The sequence below is a fragment of the Mesorhizobium sp. C372A genome, assembly GCF_030323245.1.
Taxonomy (GTDB): domain Bacteria; phylum Pseudomonadota; class Alphaproteobacteria; order Rhizobiales; family Rhizobiaceae; genus Mesorhizobium.
The window spans coordinates 2,576,897-2,597,527 of record NZ_CP100475.1 but is presented as its reverse complement, the minus strand read 5'-3'; the positions used below and the strand labels follow the sequence as shown (position 1 = coordinate 2,597,527).

The 20,631-nt window shown below is 64.0% G+C and carries 20 protein-coding genes; 7 read left to right on the top strand and 13 right to left on the bottom strand.

Features of this window, described 5'->3' with window-relative positions; genetic code table 11:
* Positions 1–79: 79 nt before the first annotated feature.
* Both NLY42_RS12290 and olsB read left to right on the top strand, forming a co-directional pair.
* Entirely contained in the window at positions 80–2,368 is a 2,289-nt protein-coding gene (locus tag NLY42_RS12290) for a response regulator (RefSeq protein ID WP_023754258.1), read from the top strand.
* Positions 2,369–2,645: 277 nt separating this feature from the next.
* Entirely contained in the window at positions 2,646–3,521 is an 876-nt protein-coding gene (gene olsB / locus NLY42_RS12285; protein WP_023683057.1) for a l-ornithine N(alpha)-acyltransferase, read from the top strand.
* 93 nt (positions 3,522–3,614) lie between these two features.
* Here olsB and NLY42_RS12280 read toward each other — a convergent pair whose 3' ends face one another.
* Both NLY42_RS12280 and grpE read right to left on the bottom strand, forming a co-directional pair.
* Positions 3,615–4,247, bottom strand: coding sequence for a trimeric intracellular cation channel family protein (locus NLY42_RS12280; protein ID WP_023683056.1), 633 nt, complete (start codon positions 4,245–4,247; stop codon positions 3,615–3,617).
* A 146-nt stretch (positions 4,248–4,393) separates the two neighbouring features.
* Positions 4,394–5,023, bottom strand: coding sequence for a nucleotide exchange factor GrpE (gene grpE, locus NLY42_RS12275; RefSeq protein ID WP_023691975.1), 630 nt, complete (start codon positions 5,021–5,023; stop codon positions 4,394–4,396).
* A 259-nt stretch (positions 5,024–5,282) separates the two neighbouring features.
* Here grpE and NLY42_RS12270 point away from each other — a divergent pair, with 259 nt between their 5' ends.
* Both NLY42_RS12270 and NLY42_RS12265 read left to right on the top strand, forming a co-directional pair.
* Positions 5,283–5,483, top strand: coding sequence for a hypothetical protein (locus NLY42_RS12270; RefSeq protein WP_023669766.1), 201 nt, complete (start codon positions 5,283–5,285; stop codon positions 5,481–5,483).
* Between the two features lie 84 nt (positions 5,484–5,567).
* The gene (locus tag NLY42_RS12265) at positions 5,568–6,590 is read left to right on the top strand and encodes a fatty acid desaturase (RefSeq protein WP_023691976.1); all 1,023 of its coding nucleotides are present in this window, start codon (positions 5,568–5,570) and stop codon (positions 6,588–6,590) included.
* 319 nt (positions 6,591–6,909) lie between these two features.
* Here the strand turns inward: NLY42_RS12265 and NLY42_RS12260 are convergent, their stop codons facing one another.
* The 5 genes from NLY42_RS12260 to cysG all read right to left on the bottom strand — a co-directional run bounded on the left by NLY42_RS12260 (position 6,910) and on the right by cysG (position 11,747).
* Positions 6,910–7,443, bottom strand: a complete 534-nt coding sequence (locus NLY42_RS12260) for a DUF934 domain-containing protein (protein WP_023754257.1) — start codon at positions 7,441–7,443, stop codon at positions 6,910–6,912.
* Between the two features lie 117 nt (positions 7,444–7,560).
* Positions 7,561–8,325 (bottom strand): phosphoadenylyl-sulfate reductase, encoded by a 765-nt coding sequence (locus NLY42_RS12255; protein WP_023754256.1) that lies wholly within the window; start codon positions 8,323–8,325, stop codon positions 7,561–7,563.
* Complete coding sequence (locus NLY42_RS12250; RefSeq protein WP_023726455.1) at positions 8,300–9,970, bottom strand: nitrite/sulfite reductase; 1,671 nt, start codon at positions 9,968–9,970, stop codon at positions 8,300–8,302. The genes NLY42_RS12255 and NLY42_RS12250 overlap by 26 nt, the downstream gene beginning before the upstream one ends.
* A 35-nt stretch (positions 9,971–10,005) precedes the next feature.
* Positions 10,006–10,299 (bottom strand): DUF2849 domain-containing protein, encoded by a 294-nt coding sequence (locus NLY42_RS12245; protein WP_023754255.1) that lies wholly within the window; start codon positions 10,297–10,299, stop codon positions 10,006–10,008.
* On the bottom strand, positions 10,296–11,747 hold the full coding sequence (gene cysG / locus NLY42_RS12240; RefSeq protein WP_023754254.1) for a siroheme synthase CysG: 1,452 nt from the start codon (positions 11,745–11,747) through the stop codon (positions 10,296–10,298). Before cysG ends, NLY42_RS12245 begins: the two co-directional genes overlap by 4 nt.
* Before the next feature lie 418 nt (positions 11,748–12,165).
* Between cysG and NLY42_RS12235 the strand changes: the two genes are divergently transcribed.
* Positions 12,166–12,618, top strand: coding sequence for a baeRF12 domain-containing protein (locus NLY42_RS12235; protein WP_023686586.1), 453 nt, complete (start codon positions 12,166–12,168; stop codon positions 12,616–12,618).
* Positions 12,619–12,802: 184 nt separating this feature from the next.
* On the top strand, positions 12,803–14,593 hold the full coding sequence (locus NLY42_RS12230; protein ID WP_023754253.1) for a cation:proton antiporter domain-containing protein: 1,791 nt from the start codon (positions 12,803–12,805) through the stop codon (positions 14,591–14,593).
* Positions 14,594–14,614: 21 nt separating this feature from the next.
* Here the strand turns inward: NLY42_RS12230 and NLY42_RS12225 are convergent, their stop codons facing one another.
* Positions 14,615–15,424: an AraC family transcriptional regulator gene (locus NLY42_RS12225; RefSeq protein ID WP_023754252.1), complete on the bottom strand. Its 810-nt coding sequence runs from the start codon at positions 15,422–15,424 to the stop codon at positions 14,615–14,617.
* Between the two features lie 111 nt (positions 15,425–15,535).
* Between NLY42_RS12225 and NLY42_RS12220 the strand changes: the two genes are divergently transcribed.
* On the top strand, positions 15,536–16,456 hold the full coding sequence (locus NLY42_RS12220) for a zinc-binding dehydrogenase (RefSeq protein WP_023712327.1): 921 nt from the start codon (positions 15,536–15,538) through the stop codon (positions 16,454–16,456).
* 15 nt (positions 16,457–16,471) lie between these two features.
* Here NLY42_RS12220 and NLY42_RS12215 read toward each other — a convergent pair whose 3' ends face one another.
* The 5 genes from NLY42_RS12215 to NLY42_RS12195 all read right to left on the bottom strand — a co-directional run bounded on the left by NLY42_RS12215 (position 16,472) and on the right by NLY42_RS12195 (position 20,627).
* On the bottom strand, positions 16,472–17,224 hold the full coding sequence (locus NLY42_RS12215; protein ID WP_023669777.1) for an SDR family NAD(P)-dependent oxidoreductase: 753 nt from the start codon (positions 17,222–17,224) through the stop codon (positions 16,472–16,474).
* 130 nt (positions 17,225–17,354) lie between these two features.
* A complete protein-coding gene (locus NLY42_RS12210; RefSeq protein WP_023754251.1) occupies positions 17,355–19,631 on the bottom strand; it encodes a transglycosylase domain-containing protein in 2,277 nt (758 codons plus the stop codon).
* Between the two features lie 204 nt (positions 19,632–19,835).
* Positions 19,836–19,982: a hypothetical protein gene (locus NLY42_RS12205; protein WP_023686592.1), complete on the bottom strand. Its 147-nt coding sequence runs from the start codon at positions 19,980–19,982 to the stop codon at positions 19,836–19,838.
* Positions 19,983–20,060: 78 nt separating this feature from the next.
* The gene (locus NLY42_RS12200; RefSeq protein WP_023704219.1) at positions 20,061–20,315 is read right to left on the bottom strand and encodes a GlsB/YeaQ/YmgE family stress response membrane protein; all 255 of its coding nucleotides are present in this window, start codon (positions 20,313–20,315) and stop codon (positions 20,061–20,063) included.
* 105 nt (positions 20,316–20,420) lie between these two features.
* The gene (locus NLY42_RS12195; RefSeq protein ID WP_023683046.1) at positions 20,421–20,627 is read right to left on the bottom strand and encodes a hypothetical protein; all 207 of its coding nucleotides are present in this window, start codon (positions 20,625–20,627) and stop codon (positions 20,421–20,423) included.
* Positions 20,628–20,631: the final 4 nt, after the last annotated feature.

Sequence of the window (20,631 nt, the reverse complement as noted above, 5' to 3'; positions counted from 1 at the left end):
CCGCCAAAAATGCATGACCGCTAAAATTCGAACGATCCGCCGCGCTTTTCCATAATCTCTATCTGGCAAGGAGTTCCGAATGATCGCGGAGTCCGCCAGGAAAGAGAAGAGCCGTGCCGAAAGTGTCGACGGGCCGAGCCCGGCGACGGCGAAGCGGCAGCGTGTTGCGCCGCCGCCTCTTGCGCCGGATTTGCCGCGCGCCACGCCCGAGGGCCTGCCGTTCCTGACGGTCGTCGCCAGCGTCGTGCTGGCGGGCCTGTCTCACCTCACCGGCGCGCCGATCTTCATCACGTTCGGTCTGCTGGCGACAGGCGTTGCCGGCGTCGCCATGCACCTGCGCAGCCGGCGCACCGTACGTCGCGCGGCGGCCTTGCTCGACGAAACCGCGGCCCGCAGCCGCGCCGAGATCGAGACGCTGGCCGACCGCATGTGGGAGATGCAGGAGAGCGAGGAGCGTTTTCGCGGGCTGATCGATGCGCTCGGCGATCTCGTCGTCCACCGCGACCGCGACGGCCACATCGTCTATGCCAACATGGTTTTCGCCGGCCTCGTCGGAACCGATCAGCGCGACCTTGCCGGCAGGACTCTGGCCGACCTCGGCATCGATGTCGGTATCGTTCCCGACGCCGCCTTTTCGGATCACGAATGCCTGAGTTCCACCGACGTCTCCATCCGCACGCCGAACGGACCGCGCTGGTTCTCGTGGATCGAACTGTCGGTGCGCGACAAGGATAGCGGCGCCGTCTCGCACCGGGCGATTGCCCGTGACATCACCGCCCGCAAGCGCGCCGAATCCTCGTTGATCACCGCGCGTGAGCGCGCCGAATATGCCAGCCAGGCCAAGTCGCGCTTCCTCGCCACCGTCAGCCATGAGATCCGCACGCCGATGAACGGCATCATGGGCATGGCCAAGCTTCTGGCTGACACCAATCTGTCGCCCGAGCAGCGCACCTATGTCGGCGCTGTCTCGACCTCGGCCAGCGCCCTTTTGGCGCTCATCGAGGATTTGCTCGACTATTCCAAGATAGAGGCCGGCCGTTTCGACCCGGAGCCGCAGCCGACATCGCTGCGCGAAATCGCCGACAACATCATCGAACTGATGGCGGCCAAAGCCTTCGCCAAGAACATCGGCCTCGGCTGTCATGTCAAGCCCGACGTGCCACAGATGATCATGGCCGATCCGGGAAGAGTCAGGCAGGTGCTGCTCAACCTGATCGGCAATGCGATCAAGTTCACCGACACCGGCGGCGTGCTGGTTTCGGTTGCACGGGCCCGCACCGAGACCAGCGACCGCATCTGCTTCACCGTCGCCGACACCGGCCCTGGCCTGCGCGAAGACGACATGGAGCGCATCTTCGAGGAATTCGAACAGTCCGACGGCACCTCGACCCGCACCCATGGCGGCGCCGGCCTCGGTCTTGCTATCTCAAGGCGGCTGGTGACCGCCATGGGCGGTGCCATTTCGGTGTCGAGCCGGCTTGGCGAGGGATCGGAATTCGTCTTCGAGATCCCGGCCGCAGGAGCAACCGAAGCACCGCAGAACCGGCAGAACATCCTGGCCGGCCGGCGCGCCGTGATCGTGTCGAAGAACGCCGTCGAGGCGGACGCCATCGCCCGCACCATCCGCGCCCATGGCGGCGCCGTCGACGTCGCCGCAACCGCTTCCCAGGCGACGCCCTTCGCCGAACATTGCGATGTGCTATTGATCGACGCGGCCCTGGAGGACGGCGACGGCAGACTGCTCAAGCGCCTGCGCCAGAGTGGCTTTGCCGATTGCGAGGCGATCACGCTGATCGCGCCGACCGACCGCGGCATGCTTGGCGAATTCCGCACCAGCGGCTACGCCACCTTCTTGGCGAGGCCGGTCCGCGGCGAAACCCTGCTGCGCGTGCTGCTGACCAGTCATGCCCCTGCCTTGCCGCCGCCCAAGCCGGAAAAGACCGGCGCGTCCTCGCTTCGTGCCCATGGCGGGCGCCAGCAAGGTTTGTCGGTGCTGATCGCCGAAGACAACGACATCAACGCCATGCTTGCCCGCGCCACGCTTTTGAAGGCGGGACATCGCGTGAAAGTGGTCGGCAATGGCAAGGCCGCGGTCGAGGCGGTGACCGAAGCCGGGCTGAAAAATCGCTTCGATGTGGTGCTGATGGATTTGCACATGCCGGTCATGGACGGGCTGGACGCGATCGCCGCCATCCGCCGCCACGAGGAGGAAATGGCTGTGCCGCCGGTTCCGATCATGGTGCTTTCGGCCGACAGCCAGGAAAAGACCCGCCACACCGTGCTCGCCCATGGCGCCAGCGGCTTTGTCACCAAGCCGCTCGATCCCGACGCGCTGGTCCATGCCGTCGAGGGCCAGGTGGCCGCCTGAATTCATGTCGCTCAAAAGTGGCCCCGGTTTTGAGAAGACGACATGCACAAAACAAAGACTTGAAGCGCGTCGCGTGAATCGTCCCCAGCGCGACGCGCTTCAAGGCGACGCTGGCGCAATCCTCGCGTCACGTAGGTAGCCGAATGAGGGTTTTCGCCAGCCGACGAAGTATTGCCCGTCGCGCCGTATCACGGTACTGTCACAATCCTGTTGCACCTACACCGTATCCCCGTGCCAAGAGGGATGGCTCGAAGGAGAATCACTCGTGCATACAGTTATGCCGGAATGTGACACTCGGCCCAGCGCAGGCGGCGCTTTGCTCGCCGCGCGGAACGCCGATGCCGTCGCAACAGGCGCACCGCTGGGCCGTATCGGCAATCTCGAAGTGCGGCTTGCCCGCAATGAGGCCGAAATCGCCGCCGCCCAGGAAGTGCGCTACCGGGTGTTTTATGACGAGCTTGGCGCCAGGAAGGACCTGTTCCAGGCGCAGGACCGGCGCGACGCCGACCGCTTCGACCCGCTGTGCGACCATCTCCTCGTGCTGGACACTTCGATCTCCGGCCCCGAGCATCGCCGCATCGTCGGCACTTACCGCCTGCTGCGGCAAGAGATTGCCGCGACCGCCGGCGGCTTCTATTCCGAAGGCGAGTTCGAACTGACCAAGCTGATCGCCCGCCATCCTGGCCAGCGCTTCCTTGAGCTCGGCCGCTCCTGCGTGCTGCCGGAATACCGCTCGAAGCGCACCATCGAGGCGCTGTGGCAAGGCATCTGGGCCTACATCAACCACTATGAGATCGGCGTGATGACCGGTTGTGCCTCGTTCCCTGGCACGGTGCCGGCTGCGCATGCCGAGGCGCTCACCTACCTTGCCCATCACTGCCGGACCAACTCCGCCTGGGATGTGCGGGCGGTCTCCGGGCGCTATTGCTCGATGGACCTTATGCCGATCGAGGCGGTCAACGCCAAGGCGGCGATTGCGGCCATGCCGCCGTTGGTCAAGGGCTATCTGCGCGTCGGCGCCCGCATCGGCGACGGCTGCGTCATCGACCGTGAGTTCTCCACCGTCGATGTGTTCGTGGTGATGCCGGTCAAGGAAATCGGCGCCCGCTACGTCAACTATTATGGCGGGGAAGCGCAGCGCTTTGCGGCGTGAGGCAGTAGGCAGTAGGCAGTAGGCAGTAGTGAAGGCTGCCGCGAATTGCTGACTACCGACTATTCCCTATTCCCTATTCCCTAATCCCTCTCCCTACGGAATATCCTCCGGTCGCCGTCCCGGGCGGCTCTTGTAGGACGGAAAGGTCCAGCCGAATTTCAGCGCGCCGCCGCGCACCAGGAAAGCCGCGACGAAGCCGGCGATATCCGAGGCGAGCGGCGGCAGGCCGGCAAGATCGCCAAGTGTGTAGAGGCCGGCGCCCGCGAGTGCGGCGGTGACGTAGATTTCGGGCCTGAGCAGCACCGATGGCTCGCCGGCCAGCAGATCGCGCAGGATGCCGCCAAATGTGGCGGTCAACACGCCCATAACAACGGAGACGACCGGCGAGCCGGTGATGGCCAGCCCCTTGGCCGCGCCCATTACGGAAAAGGCCGCCAATCCGATGGCGTCGAGCCAGAGCAGCCATTTCCAGCGGGATTCGACGCGGTGGGCGATGAAGAAGACCAGCACCGCAACCGCCGCGCAAACCAGCACATAGCCGGAGTTGGCGACCCAAAAGACGGGCAGGTTGAGGATGACGTCGCGAAGCGTGCCGCCGCCAATGCCGGTGACGCTGGCCAGAAACAGGAAGCCGATGATGTCGAGCTGCTTGCGCGAAGCCGCCAACGCCCCGGTCGCGGCAAAGACGGCGACGCCAGCATAGTCGAGGAGGTCGATGGGTGTCAGGGACATGAGGTAGTAGGGATTGGGAATTAGGGAAAGAATGAATAACACGAAGCCGCGCGATTGATACGCCTGCCTATTCCCTATTCCCTATTCCCTATTCCCTATTCCCTATTCCCTATTCCCTATCCCCTACTGCCTATTCCTACTCACGCATCCTTCTCGGCCTGCTCGTTCACCGGCCCCGGCTCGACCGGCGCTTCGGTGGCCGCGATCTTGGGGCCGCCCTTGGCGACCCCGACCATGGCCGGCCGCAGCACGCGCTCGCCGATCGAATAGCCCGGCTGCACGACCTGGACGACGGTGTTGGCCGGCACATCGGGATTGGGCACTTCGAACATCGCCTGGTGGAAATTCGGGTCGAACTTCTCACCTTCCGGTTCGAGCTTCTTCACCCCATGCCGTTCCAGCGTCGACAGCATGGCGCGCTCGGTGATCTCGACGCCGTCGATCAGCGCCTTGAAGCCGGCATCTCCGGCCGCTTTCGCCTCGGCGGGGATAGCATCGAGTGCGCGGCGCAGATTGTCCGATACCGACAGCATGTCGCGGGCGAAATTGGCCACCGCATAGGCGCGCGCATCATGCACGTCGCGGGCGGTGCGGCGGCGCAGATTCTCCATCTCGGCCGCGACCCGCAGCGCGCGGTCCTTCAGCTCCTCGTTTTCCTTCAGCAGCCGCACCAGCGCTTCATAGTCGCCGTCGATGCCGCCTTGCGTGCGCTCGGCCTCGGCCGTTTCGATATCCTCGGGCGCGCGTTCGTCTTTTGTCTGGTCGCTCATCGCCATTTCCCGTCATTCGAATGGTTTGGATTTGCGCCCGATATCGAGGTTTGGCGGCCAAAAATCAAGGGGCAAGCCCAGGAGGACGCCCAACAGCAGGCAATGTTGCGGGCTGCCCGTCGGACTTGGTGCGGGACGCAAAGACGTTCAAAATTAATTCAAACTTTACCGTAACGGCAGCCTTTGCTTGCCAATACCCCGCTATGGGGAACCATTCAAAGCTTGGAGGAGTTTTGAAACCGACACAGGATTTGAGACAATGGACCGCAATACTGGCAACAGAAGCGAAGAGCTCGCCGCCGACATCAGGCGCCAGTTCGGCACCGAGGCGACGACGCGCTTCTTGCGCACCTTGCCGGCCTTCCGCACCGAGGCCGACATTCCCGCCCGTTTCCGGGATCTGCTCGACCGGCTGGACGGCATAGAAGCCAGCATGGCCGGCGGCCAACGCCGTCAATAGCGATGCTATCGCGCGACAATTACGCGCAGTAATTTTGCGTGAGCTTTTCCTTGCGGCAGCGGGACGCCCCGCCTATGCTTCCTGATGAACATGATTTCCCCCGAGACGGCCGCCAACAGCAAGCGCGCCTGGTTGAAGATCCTGGCGCGCTACAAGAAGCCCGACCGGCGACGCAGCACTCTTGAACTCGCCATCACCCTTATTCCTTTCGTTACGCTGTGGGCGCTGTCTTCGGCAGCCTATTCCTATGGCCACTGGTGGGGCTTGATCCTGATCCTTCCCGCCGCCGGTTTTCTGGTGCGGATCTTCATGATCCAGCACGATTGCGGCCACGGCTCCTTCTTCGCCAACCGCACTGCCGACGACTGGATCGGCCGCGCGCTCGGCGTGCTGACGCTGACCCCTTACGATTGCTGGCGGCGCGCGCACGCCACCCATCACGCCAGCGCCGGCAATCTTGACGAGCGCGGCATGGGCGATATCAGGACGTTGACGGTTGCTGAATACCGGCAGCTGTCTTGGCGGGGACGCCTTGCCTATCGTCTCTACCGCCATCCCCTGGTGATGTTCGGCCTTGGCCCGATCTGGCTGTTCATCTTCGAGCAGAGGCTGCCGGTCGGCATGATGCGCGGCGGCCTGACGCCCTGGGTGTCGTCGATGACCACCAATCTCGGCATCGCGGTCGCGGCAGCGCTGCTTATCTGGCTGGTCGGCCCCGGCGCTTTCCTGATCGTCCATTTGCCGATCGTGATCCTGGCCGGATCGGCCGGAATCTGGCTGTTCTACGTCCAGCACCAGTTCGAGGAGACGGAATGGGCGAAGGACGAAGAGTGGGAATTCCAGCGTGCCGCCCTGCACGGCTCGTCCTATTATGATTTGCCGCCGGTGCTGAACTGGTTCACCGGCAATATCGGCGTCCATCACGTGCACCATCTCTCGGCCAAGGTGCCGGGCTACCGGCTGCAGGAAGTGCTGCGCGACTATCCCGAACTGCGCGGCATCGGCCGCGTCACGCTTCTCGACAGCCTGCGCTGCGTCAAGCTGGCGTTGTGGGACGAGAACCGCCGCAAGCTGATCTCGTTTCGCGAAGCGCGGGCCTTGGCCTAAAAGCAATTCCAGCAAAGTGTGAGGCGGTTTTCCGGGCTTTCGCTTGGGAATGCCGTAAGACAAAGAAAAAAACCGCCGCACCGAAGGCGCGGCGGCATCTTCCAAAAACCGGCTCAGGCAGCCTTGCGCTCCTCGCGCATCCAGACCTTGCAGCCCTGATCATGTCAGGCGCCTTTTCGGCGATCATGATGGACGGTGCATTGGTGTTGCCGCCGATGAGCGCCGATTCCTCCCTCGCGCCCGGCGGATATTTCCGTCCGGACAGCCAGGAGAAGGCCCGATCACAGTCTTTGTAAAGACAGGCGAAATTACCGCTGCGTCAGATGTTGCGAACGCGCCGCCAGGAGTATTTCGGCCCCTTCGGCTCCGACGCTTCGGTCGGCTGATAGTAAAGGCCCAGCCCGCCTGTGCGGCCTTCTTCGAGGCGCTTCAGCAGAACCGGGTTGGAGATTTCGAACTCGTCGAAGCCGAGGCGCAGCATATGCGGCAGCTGGTCGACGAGCACCTGGCCAGTGGCGCGGACCGCGCCCTCGAAATGGTAGCGGCTGCGCAGCAATTCGCCCTTGGAAAACGAGCGGCCGTCGCTGAAGGCCGGGAAGGCCAGCGCCACCAGCGACAGCTGGTCGAGCAGATCCACAATCTTTTCCAGCTGGTCGCCGGGCTGCAGCGCGACGCCAAGCCGCTCCTTGGCCGAGCGCCGCACTTCGGCATCGAGGCCGAGAAATGCCTGCAACGGCAGGATGAAGCGGCCATTGCCCGCCAGTGCATCCGCACTTTCGGCATGTGTCCACTCGTCTTCGCGAAAACCCGTCCGGGTCCAGAGGCGGGTCTCCGCTGTGGTCTGTTCAGTCATAGAAAATTCCTAAAGCCCTAAAAATCGAAAGTCCGCGAAAGCCGGTCCACACCAAACCGGCGGCCTCCGAGCGGAAGCCGCCGTTGCAGGCCAGCCTCACCTGAATATCACCATAGCTTAAAGGGATGCGTCGGTCAGCGACACTTCCAGTCCCGACAGATGGATGCCGCACTCGGTCTTGGCATGACCGGCCCAGCGTCCGCTTCGCGCATCCTCGCCCGGCTGCACCGGCTGCGTGCATGGGAAGCAGCCGATCGACAGATAGCCGTACGCAACCAGCGGATTTTCGCGCAGCGCATGCGCGCGCATGTAGTCAGCCTGGTCGGATGTCGTCCAGTGCGCCAGCGGATTGATGCGTACGCGCGGGCCGACCGCCTCGAACACCGGCAGCGCGGCTCGCGTCGCCGCCTGGAAGCGCTTGCGGCCGGTCAGCCAGGCCCGGAAGGGGGCGACGCCGCGCGCCAGCGGCTCGACCTTGCGCACGTCGCAGCAGGCATCGGTGTTGCTCTGGTGCAGATTGCCGGTCGGATCGACCCGTTCGAGCGCTGCGTCTTCGGGCTTGATCACCCTGATGTTGGTCAGCCCGAAATCGGCGACCAGCGCATCGCGATAGCCCAGCGTCTCTTCGAAATGCTTGCCGGTGTCCAGGAAGATGACCGGCAGCGTGCGGTCGACCTTGGCGATCATATGCAGCAGGACGGCGGAATCCGCGCCGAAGGACGACACGGCGGCGATCTCGTCATGAAACAATTCGCTCGCCGCGCGTTCGATGATGTCGAGCGGGCTCAGATGTCCAAACAGCGCGTCGAAGCCCGCCGCTTTGGCGGCGATGCTGTCGTCGACGTCGAGGATGCGGTCAAGCGGCCTTGGTTTCGCCAGCATAGAGCGCCTCCTTGAACGGCGCGGGACCGACACGGCGGTAGGCGTCGATAAAACGTTCACTGGGACCGAGCCGAAGGCCGAGATAGGTGTCGACGATCTGCTCGATGGCGTCGGTGATCTCTTCCGAAGAGAAGCCGCGGCCGATGATTTCGCCAACCGAGGTGTTCTCGTCGGCCGATCCGCCAAGCGTCACCTGGTAGAGTTCGGAGCCTTTCTTCTCGACGCCGAGGATACCGATATGGCCGACATGGTGATGTCCGCAGGCATTGATGCAGCCGGAAATCTTCAGCTTCAATTCGCCGATCTCGCGCTGCCGCTCCAGCGAGGCGAAGCGAAGCGAAATCTCCTGCGCGATCGGGATCGAGCGCGCTGTCGCCAGCGCGCAATAATCGAGGCCAGGGCACGCGATGATGTCGCTGATCAGGTTGGAATTGGCCGTCGCGAGGCCAATGTCGACCAAAGCGTCGTAGACCGCTTTCAAATCGGCGCGCGCCACATGCGGCAGGATCAGGTTCTGCTCATGGCTGACGCGCAGTTCGTCGAACGCGTATTTCTCGGCGATGTCGGCAACCGCTTCCATCTGGCTGTCGGTGGCATCGCCCGGCACCTCGCCAATGCCTTTCAGTGAGATCGTCACCGCGGCATAGTCGGGATGGCGATGCGTCACGACATTCTGGTCGAGCCAATCCGAGAAGCTTTTGGAATCGAGCCGCGCCAGCTTGATCGCCGCGTCGCCTTCCGGCCGGGCGGTCAGTGCCGGCGGCGCGAAATAGGCGTCGATGGCACGGATGTCGGCTTCCGGCAGCTTCAGCTCGGCGTCCTTCAGCTCCTGCCATTCGGCCTCGACCTGGCGGGTGATTTCCTCGACGCCGGTCTCGTGGACGAGGATCTTGATGCGCGCCTTGTACTTGTTGTCGCGGCGGCCATAGAGGTTGTACACGCGCAGGATCGCGGTGCAGTAGGACAGCAGGTCGGCTTCCGGCAGGAAGTCGCGGATCTTGCGCGCCACCATCGGCGTGCGGCCCTGGCCGCCACCGACATAGACGGCAAAGCCGAGCTCGCCGGCGGCGTCCTTCTTCAGATGCAGACCGATATCATGCGTCTGGATGGCGGCGCGGTCGCGCTCGGCCCCGGTCACCGCGATCTTGAACTTGCGCGGCAGGAACGAGAATTCCGGATGCACAGACGACCATTGCCGCAGGATCTCGGCATAGGGGCGCGGATCAGCGACCTCGTCGGCGGCGGCGCCGGCAAAATGATCGGCGGTGACGTTGCGGATGCAATTGCCGCTGGTCTGGATGGCATGCATCTCGACGCTGGCGAGATCGGCCAGGATCGCCGGAATGTCGGACAGCGCCGGCCAGTTGAACTGGATGTTCTGGCGCGTGGTGAAATGGCCGTAGCCCTTGTCGTATTTGCGCGCGATGTGGCCGAGCATGCGCAACTGGGCGCTGTTCAGCGTGCCATAGGGCACCGCGATGCGCAGCATGTAGGCGTGCAGCTGCAGGTAGACGCCGTTCATCAGCCGCAGCGGCCGGAACTGATCCTCGGTGATCTCGCCGGACAGCCGGCGTTCGACCTGGTCGCTGAACTCGGCGACGCGGGCCTGGACAAAATCGTGGTCGAACTCATCGTAGCGGTACATGTTTCGTCTTTCAGGGCGCGTCCGCCCGTATTTTGTTACGCTGCCCGCGCAGCCTGCTTGCCCAGATCTTCCCGGATGGTCGGGCCGGCGGCGCGGATCTTTTCGCGCAGCCGCACCGGCACGACGATGCCATTGACGACTTCAGCGTCGATCAGATTGACGTCGACAACCTGATTGTTGGCGTTGGCCTTGGCGCCGATTGCTTCCAGCCTGTCCTCTGCCGCTTGGTCATGGGCAAGGTCAACATGGTCGACCGTCTCGGCCCAGCCGCCGTCGGCGTACCAGACGGCGATGCCGTCGGAGAGGCGGTTTGCGGTCAGTATCTTCATGGCTCGACCTCTGCGCCGGCCGCGGTGGCGGCGCCCTCATAGTTATGTGCCGCGAGCGGCTCGGAACGTTCAAAGTTGGCGCCGGCAACCGCGTCGCCGATGATGGTCATCACCGGACCGGCCAGATCGGCGCGCGCTTCCAGCGACGGCAAATCGGCCAGCGTGCCGTGGAAACGGCGGCGGTTCTGCAAGCTGGCATTCTCGACCACGGCAACCGCCGTGTCCGGCGACAGGCCGGCCTCGATCAGCCGCCCGGCGACTTCGGCGGCGACCGAGCGGCCCATATAGACGGCGACGGTGGCGCCGGAAATGGCGAGCTTGGCCCAATCCGGCAGCGAATTGCCCTTCAGATCATGGCCGGTGGTGAACACCATCGACGAGGAGACGCCGCGCAGCGTCAGCGGCAGCTCGAAGTCGGCGGCGGCGGCAAAGGCGGCGGTGACGCCGGGGACGACATCATAGGCGATGCCGGCATCGCGCAGTGCGGCCATCTCCTCGCCGGCGCGGCCGAACACCAGCGGGTCGCCCGACTTCAGCCGCACGACGCGCTTGCCCTGCCTGCCGAGATCGGCCAGCAGCGCATTGATCTCGGCCTGGCTCTTGGTGTGGCATCCCTTGCGTTTTCCGACCGGCAGCCGCTCGGCGTCGCGGCGGCCCATGGCGACGATCGCCTCCGGCACCAACGCGTCATAGACGATGACGTCGGCTTCCATCAAAAGCCGATGCGCGCGCAGCGTCAGAAGATCCTCAGCACCTGGCCCGGCGCCGACCAGGGCGATATGGCCCGAAGCCGGAGCCTTCGACAGCAACAGATCGGCGGCGGCGTCATGCGCCTGCGAAAGCTCGCCGGCTTCGACGGCGCGCGCCGGTGCACCCTGGAAAAAACTGCTCCAGAACTGGCGGCGGGCGTTGCCTTTCGGCAGCAGCTTTTCGGCGGCACCCCGGAAAGAGGCGGCAAGCGCTGCCAGCGGCCCGAGCGACGGCGACAGCATGCGGTCGATGCGGCTGCGCAGCATCTGCGCCAGCACCGGACCGGCGCCTTCCGTGCCGATGGCGATGGCGACCGGAGCGCGGTTGACCAGCGCCGGGGTGAAGAAATCGCACAGCTCCGGCCGGTCGACGGCATTGACCGGAATGCCAAGGCGGCGCGCATCGTCGGCGACGCGGCGGTCGAGCGTCTCGTCGCCGCTGGCGGCAAACACCAGGACCGCGCCTTCGAGATGCGCGGCGTCGTAGGGGGCGTCGATACGGATGGCGCCGGTCGTGGCGATGAAGCTCAGCAATTCGGCGTCGGCAACATCGGCAATGATGCGAAGCACAGCACTCGACTGATCAAGTAGCCGCGCCTTGGCCAACGCTTCGACGCCGCCGCCGACGATGGCCACGGCTTCGCCTTCGACCCGCATGAAGACCGGGAACGCGGTGAGCTTGGGATTGGCGTGCGGCATGACGAACAGATTCCGGAACAATTCGGCAGTTTTAGGCGCGGACGCGAAAAAGCTGAAGGAACCCACTCGCGCATCCCCTTGCGGGAGGCAATCGCTTTTCCGCAAGCCAAAGGGCCAAGAGAAAAATATTCCACATCCGCATATCAGGCGGATTCAAGCTGCTGCCGCAGGCCTTGTTCTGCGGCTCTTTTATCCGGCAGGCGGCCAAGCTGCAAAATTGTTTTTTCTAAATTCTACCAATTTAGTAGATTAAAGCCGTCACCTTGGACATTGCTCCGATGGACGATAGATCGGGCTCGATATGGCTGCGTGCGATCTCGGCGAACGAAGTGGAACGTTCCCGCTTCGCCACGCGTTCTGCCCCTGCCGCAACAGACAATCGTCGGCTGGATTTGAACCTTCAAACAGGAGCCCGCAAATGAGCAAGATCAACCTGAAACATGGCCTTCTGGTCATGGTGGCCGATGGCGAGAAAGCGCTGTTCCTGAAGAACGAGGGCGACAATCTCTATCCGCACCTGCAGCTCTTCCAAGAGATGAACCAGGACAATCCGGCAACGCGCGAACAAGGCAGCGACAGTCCCGGCCGCTACAATGACGGCCCCTCCGTGCATCGCAGCGCGGTTGAGGAAACCGACTGGCACCGGCAGGGCAAGGAACGCTTTGCCGAAGAGATCGCGGACCGGCTCTACAAGCTCGCCCATCACGGCATCTTCGACGACATCGTGCTGGTCGCGCCACCGCTGGTGCTCGGCACCATGCGCAAGAAATTGCACAAGGAAGTCACCGACAAGGTGCAGGCGGAGATCCCAAAGACACTGACCAACCGCCCGCTGATCGACATCGAGGCCATGCTGCAGCAGGCAGCCTGACGCTATCTCATAGATCATTCGCGCGCGCAGCGTTTTCGCTGCGCGCGCCTTTCGTTTTTCGGCGCCTCTGGCCACCAATTTACGTCTCGCGGGTTGCGTCGCCCGCACCCCCTCCACCATATTGCAAAGGCGGCGGCTGCGGGCGGCGCACACCCGACATTTCCCGAAAGGCGCTCCATAGACAATGCCGCATGACACGCCCCTTATCGCCACCATCGTCGCCGGTCTGGGGCTGGCATTCATCTTCGGGGCGCTCGCCAACCGTTTTCGCATCCCGCCGCTGGTCGGCTATCTCGTCGCCGGCGTGCTGGTTGGACCGAACACGCCGGGTTTCGTCGCCGATGCCGGTCTTGCCAATGAGCTGGCCGAAATCGGCGTCATCCTGCTCATGTTCGGCGTCGGCCTGCATTTCTCGCTGAAGGATCTTCTCTCCGTCCGCGCCATCGCCGTACCCGGCGCCATCGTCCAGATCGGCTTTGCCACCGCGCTGGGCGCCGGCCTTGCCTGGATGCTCGGCTGGTCGATGGGCGCAGGCCTCGTCTTCGGCCTGGCGCTTTCCGTCGCGTCCACAGTGGTGCTGTTGCGCGCGTTGCAGGAGCGACGGCTGATCGAGACCGAGCGCGGCCGCATCGCCGTCGGCTGGCTGATCGTCGAGGACCTCGCCATGGTGCTGGCGCTGGTGCTTTTGCCGGCGTTGGCCGGCGTGCTCGGCGGCCAGCCGCAGGTCGATGACCATGCGAGCCTTTTGTCGCTGCCGGCCAGCTTCGGCATCTGGGGCGTCGTCGGCCTCACGCTGGCCAAGGTCGTCGCCTTCGTCATCGTCATGCTGGTGGTTGGCCGCCGCGTCATTCCGTGGATCCTGCATTACGTCGCCCATACCGGCTCGCGCGAACTGTTCCGGCTGGCGGTGCTGGCGATCGCGCTCGGCGTCGCCTTCGGCGCCGCCAAACTGTTCGGCGTCTCGCTGGCGCTCGGTGCCTTCTTCGCCGGCATGATCATGAGCGAATCCGAGCTCAGCCACCGCGCGGCGGAGGAATCACTGCCGCTGCGCGACGCCTTCTCGGTGCTGTTCTTCGTCTCGGTCGGCATGCTGTTCGATCCGTTCAGCCTGATGAGCAATGGCTGGCCGATCCTGGCGACGCTGGCCATCATCGTCATCGGCAAGTCGCTGGCCGCCTTCGTTATCGTCATCGCCTTCCGCTATCCGCTGGGAACCGCCTTGATGATCTCGGCCAGCCTCGCGCAGATCGGCGAATTCTCCTTCATCCTGGCGGAGCTCGGCGTCGGGCTGAAGCTGTTGCCCGAACAGGGACGCGACCTGATCCTGGCAGGCGCCATCCTGTCGATCCTGGTCAATCCGCTGATGTTCCTCGCCCTCGACTGGATGAAGCCATGGCTGGACGCGCGCGCCGCCAAGGCAGCACCACCGGAAGAGGCCAAGCCGGTCGGCCCGGCGACGCAGCCCGGACAAGTGGCCTCGGTGGCCGCCGCGGCAAAAGAGAATGGCCCACCGCCACGCACAACGCTTTCGGGCCACACCATCCTGATCGGCTACGGCCGCGTCGGCAGCCTGGTCGGCGCGGCGCTGAAACAGGCATCGCTGCCCTTCCTGGTCATCGAGGACGCCGACAAGACGCTGGCGAGGCTCAGAGACGACGGCGTCGAAATCGTCTCCGGCAATGCGGCCAATGGGGGCGTGTTTGCCGCCGCCAATCCGCAGGGGGCCAAACGCTTGATCCTTGCCATCCCCAACGCGTTCGAGGCCGGGCAGATCGTGCTCAGGGCACGCGCCGCCAATCCCGGCATCAACGTCATAGCGCGGGCCCATTCCGATGCCGAGGTCGAGCACCTGATGGGGCTCGGCGCCGACACCGTCATCATGGGCGAACGCGAGATCGCCCGCGGCATCGTGCAAGAAGTGCTGGAGCAAAAGCCGATGCCGCGCCCCGAAGCCATTGAGCCCTCCCCGGCCTGAGGCTTGCCACAGGCGCATCGATCATCCAACGAAGGCGGAGCCGCCATTGTGCGCGACGCTGGCGAGATACTTTGCCGGCGGCTTGCCAAGCGCCTTCTTGAACATGGTGATGAAGGCGGTGACGGAGCCATAGCCAAGATCGCCTGAAACCTGCTGCACGCTGGCACCCGAGGCCAGCTCCCTTATGGCGACGATCAGGTGCAATTGCTGGCGCCAGCGGCCGAAGCTCAGGCCGGTCTGCTTCACGATGAGACGGGCGAGGCTGCTTTCTGAGAGCGCAACACGGTTGGCCCACTCGGCAAGCGTGCTGCGATCGGCAGGGTTCTGCGCCAACGCTTCGGCGATCCGCCGCAAGCGCGGCTCGGCGGAGATCGGCAGATGCAGCTGCTGGACAGGCATGCGCGGCAGTTCCGAAAGCAGGATCGTGGTCAAGAGCCCGTCCCTCGCCTCATCTTCCTCCACGCGATCGGCCAGCTCGATGATCAGTTCGCGCAACAATGGCGAGATCGACAGCGTGCAGCACCGGTCCGGCAGATCGGCGGCTCCCGGCTCGATATAGACGAAGAAGATCCGCGCATTGGCGGTCGCGATGTTGCTGTGTTCCATACTGCCAGGAATCCACACACCGCAATGCGGCGGCACCATCCACAGGCCGCTCGGGACGCGGCAAGTGACGCCACCGCCGAGCGCGAAGACGAGCTGGCCCTTGCGGTGCCAATGGGCGGCGACTTCCGCTTTGGTTTCGGTGACATCGACGCGCACGGCAATCGCAGGTGCCTGCACATCATCGACATCGAAATTGACCCAGGGGTAGCGGAGCGGCTGCCTCATGATTGATGGCTTTTAGCGACTATTCGCCGTGATAGCTAAATTCTTTGATGCGGGGAGTCGATAGACTCTGGTTCGTGGCTGGCATGTCACAAACCGGCAGGAAGGCTTCCCATGCGCGCGCTTGTCATCTCTCCCGAGAGCATCACCCGGATCAGTCTCGCCGAGGTCGAGGACCCTCGGCCCCTCCCCAACGAAGCGCTTGTCTGCGTCCACGCAACCTCCTTGAACCGCGGTGAATTGCGCCTGCTCACCATACGCCCGGAAGGCTGGATACCTGGCCAGGACGTGGTTGGAGTAATCAAGCGGGCGGCAGCCGATGGCTCCGGGCCTGCCGTCGGCGCCCGGGTTGTGGCTTTGGTCGACGAGGCCGGCTGGGCCGAACAGGTCGCCGTTCCGACCGACCGCCTCGCCGTCATCCCGGACGAGGTCAGCTTCGGGTCCGCCGCCACGCTTCCGGTCGCGGGCACGACGGCTCTCAGGGTCTTGCGCCATGGCGGCGACCTCGCGGGACAGCAGGTGTTGATCACCGGCGCCAGCGGCGCGGTCGGCCGTTTCCAGATCCAGATCGCCCGCGAGCAAGGCGCCGCGGTGATTGCAATCGCCGCCGCCCGGCACGCCGAGGATCTCCGCGGTCTTGGTGCTCACGAGGTCGTCGAGTCGATCGAACTGGCCGAAGGGCCATTCTCTCTGATCACCGAGTCGGTCGGCGGCCAAAGCCTCGCCCATGCCATCGACCGCGTCGCCCCCGGCGGCACCATCGTCATGTTCGGTTCGAGCAGCGGCGAACTCACGCCGGTTGGCTTCAGACAGTTCGTTCCGGGCCATGAGGGAGCGAGGCTTCAGACTTTCGCCTACTACACATCCGGTCCAGCCATTGGCGCGGACATCGCCTCGCTGCTCGCTCTGGTCGCGGCTGGCCGGCTGGAAACCCGTGTGTCCATGACCGTGCCGTGGACAGACATCGCCCAGGCTCTGGACGCCCTGCGACAGCGCAGCTTCAGCGGCAAGGCTGTTCTCACCATCGCCGAATGAGCAGTCTGTCAGTGCTCAGACGTGCTGGCCGCCATTGATGTGGATTTCCGAGCCCGTCACATAGGACGCCTGCTGCGAGCAGAGGAAGAAGATGATGTCGGCGACTTCCGAGGTGGCGCCAAGGCGCCTGAGTGGGATCGTCTCGACGATCTTGTCGGTGCCAGGCGACAGGATCGCGGTGTCGATCTCGCCCGGCGCAATCGCATTGACGCGGATGCCGTGCGGGCCGAAATCATGCGCCATCTCGCGCGTCAGCGAGCCGAGCGCCGCCTTCGAGGTCGCATAGGCGGTGCCGGCGAAAGGATGCACGCGCGTGCCGGCGATCGAGGTGACGTTGACGATCGAACCTTTCGCTGCAGCAAGCTCCTTGAAGAGGCCCCGCGCGAGCATGATCGGCGCGAAGAAATTCACCTGGAACACATCGCGCCAGACATGCATCGGCGTGTCGATCGAATCCATGCGGCTGTTGCCGTCCTTGAGCTTCGGCGAAATGCCGGCATTGTTGACCAGCGCGTGCAATTGCCCGCCATGCGCTTCCAGCCGGTGACGGATCTCCGAGACGGCGATGCCGACATCCTCCTGGTCGGCGAGATCGACCTTGATGTGGTCCTCTGGGCCGGCCGGCCACGGGCAATCCTCGGCAAAAGCCTGGCGCGAACAGGTGATGACCCGCCAGCCCTCACGCGAAAAGCGCTTGACCGTGGCATGGCCGATGCCGCGGCTGGCTCCGGTCAGCACGATGGTTTTTCTGGTGTCGGTCTCAGCCATGTCTGTCACTCCGGCCGGAGATGTAGCCGAATGCGGCGGAGGTGGCGAGAGGCCGAATTGTCAACTCAGCTCTCATATGAGGAACGGATTGCCAGCTCGCCATTGGTTTGAAGCCAGAATGACGAGCCGCTCAGCCGCCGCCGAGAATATCCAGGATTGAGGTTTTCCGCTTCTTGGCCGGGCCGCCGACGCTGCCCGGCGGTACCGGGTGCTTGATCGAGGCCGTGGTGCCGCCGTCGCCCGGCATGTCGAAGCCGTCGGCATCGACCGTTTCGGCCGGACGGCGGACCGGTGCTTGTGCGGGTACAGCAGCAGGTGCCGGCGCGGCAGCAGGCTCCGAACGGCTGACGGCCACGGCAGGCAACGGCGCCGCCTGATTGTTATCGACTGACGGAATATCGTCGGGCACGATGGTGTCGGGCGGCGTCGATTTCCAGGTCCCGGGCAGCGGCCTGACCGGCACGCCTTCATGCGCCGCCACCATGAATTCGTGCCAGGCCTGTGCCGGCAGCGCGCCACCGGTGACCTTCTTCATCGGCGTGCCGTCATCATTGCCGAACCATACGCCGGTGGTGAGGTTTGCGGTGTAACCGACGAACCAGGCGTCGCGCGAATTCTGGCTGGTTCCGGTCTTGCCGGCAGACGGCCAGGCGAAGGCCGCCTTCTTCGCCGTGCCGATCTCGACCGTGCCGGTCATCATCGAGTTCATCATGCCGACAATGTTCTGCTTGACGACGCGCGGCGCGCTGCCGCCATTGTCGTCATAGAGCACCTTGCCTTCGGTCGTGGTGATGCGGCGGATGAAATGGATGTCGGGCTTGTAGCCGCCATTGGCGAACGGCACATAGGCCGATGTCAGCTCCAGCGGCGTCACCTCCGAAGTGCCGAGCGCGATCGAGGTGTTGGCGATCAGATCGGACTGAATGCCCATACGGTGCGCCGCCTCGACCACGGCGTCGGGCCCGACTTCCATGGTCAGCTGTGCGGCGACGGAATTCAGCGACTTCGCCAAAGCGGTCGCCAACGTCACCTTGCCGAAATACTTGCCGCCGTAATTGTCCGGTGTCCACTTGCCGATCTTGATCGGTGCGTCGTTGCGCACGCTGTCGGGCGTGCGGCCGGCTTCCAGCGCGGCCATATAGACGAACGGCTTGAACGCCGAGCCCGGCTGGCGGCGTGCTTCGGAGGCGCGGTCGAACTGGCTGGTCGAATAGTCGTAGCCGCCGACCATGGCGCGCACGGCGCCGGAATTGTCGATCGAGACCAGCGCGCCTTGGCTGACATTGAGCTTCTTGCCGCTCTCGTCGATCAGCCGGCGGATCGACTGTTCGGCGAGCTTCTGCAGGTTGAGGTCGACGGTGGTGTCGACGACGATGTCGCTGCGCACGTCACCAATCAAATCGGGCAATTCTTCCATGATGGTGTCGGCGACATAGTTTTCCGAGCCGGTCCAATAGGATGGCGCGCGCGTTGCCGGCGCGCTCATCGCCGAGGCCAGTTCCTTGGCGCTGATCTTGCCTTCGTCGCGCATGGCGGCCAGCACCAGTTGCGAGCGCTCCTCCGCCGCCTTCGGATCCCGCGCCGGCGACAGTCGCGACGGCGCCTTCAAGAGGCCGGCGAGAAGGGCCGCCTCCGACAGAGTGACATCGCGCGCGCTCTTGCCGAAATAGCGGCGCGAGGCCGCCTCGACGCCATAGGCGCCGGAGCCGAAATAGACCCGGTTGAGGTACATTTCGAGGATCTGGTCCTTGGTATGCTTGTGCTCCAGCCACAGCGCCAGCAGCACTTCCTGCACCTTGCGCTCCAGCGTGCGGTCGGGCTTCAGGAACAGGTTCTTGGCCAGTTGCTGGGTCAGCGTCGAGCCGCCCTGCGAGAAACGCCGGCCCAGAACATTGGTCACCATGGCGCGCGACAGGCCGATCGGGTCGATGCCGAAATGCGAATAAAAGCGCCGATCCTCGATGGCGATGACGGCTTCGGGAATATAAGGCGACATTTCGTGCAGGCCGACCGCCTCGCCGCCGCTCATGCCGCGGTTGGCAAGCAGTTGCCCGTCGACCGAGACGATCTTGATGTTGGGGGCACGGTCGGGGATCGACCAGGTGGTCGCCGCCGGCATCTTGGCGCCGTAGTAGACGATGATGCCGGCCACCGCGATGCCGCCCCAGATGCAGAGCACGAAGCACCAGTAGAACATCCGCGCCATCACGCCGAACAGCCCGCGCCGGGGTTTGCCGCGCTTGCCGCGTGACGATGATTTTGCCTTGGAGGTTTTGCGCGCCGAAGATGATTTGCGATTGGCCGGCACGACCCGATCCTCCTCGTTCACCGAAAAACCGGCCGCGGATTTCGCCTTTGGCGATCCCTCGAAGCTGGGTTCGATGCGACTGTCTCTGCGGTTCGCCATGCGTTGCGCTGTCTTCCCGGTGTCAATGGCGCTCGGGTTGGAGGGTAGATGCGGCGGTTTAAGGGCGCGTTAAAGCAGGGTTTATGCACCCTTCTGAAATTCCTTAAGAATTTCTAAAATCCGCTGCCGCCAACTGGGTCCGAAAGCCGCATCCTCGCGGCCTGTCTGCCGCAAAAGGCAGAGGCCCTGGCTACCCCGAATATTTCAATTCTGCTGGATCGAAATGCCCTTGTCGTCGATCTTCAGTTCGACGCCCTTGGGCTTGGTCTGTTCGTGATAGACATATGCACCGAGCGCGATGACCACGACAACGAGCGCGCCGACAAGGAGATAGAGAGTGTTCTGTTTCACGGCGCGCTCCTTTGGCAGCAATTCCAGGAAAGCACAGGCTTTCTCCTGAGGAATTGCGTTGAATGAAAACTTAGAGCGTCAAGCTCGCTTCAGAACCTTGACCAGCACCAGCAGGATGACGGCGCCGATCGTGGCGTTGATGATGGCAGCCAGAATGCCGCCGCCGATAGCGAAGCCGAGCCTTGGAAATAGCCAGCCGGCGATCAGGGCGCCGATAATGCCGACGATGATGTTGCCGATGAGGCCGAAGCCGAAGCCCGAGACGATGAGGCCGGCGAGCCAGCCGGCAATGGCGCCGATTATGATGAAGATGAGAAGGCTTTCGATGCCCATGACGCGTTCCTCCAGGAAGAGAGGCTACGGAGCGGAAGGCTCCGAATCGGCCTCGATATCAACGACTTCAGGCTATGCGAAAGCAGTTGCACCCGCCAGCGGCGCTCATTGATCGTCGTCATCGTCGCTGGAGACTGGCCGCCAGCTGGTCGGGTCGACCTTTTTCTGGGTATCGCTGTCGGTGTAGACCCACCAGGCGCCGTCGCGATATTGCCCGACGGATTCGCTGACGACGCCGGCGCCGTCCTTCCACAGAACAGTGACCTTGGATCCATCCGTCGGGGCGGTCGCTATCGGTTTGCGGTCTGCCACGTCA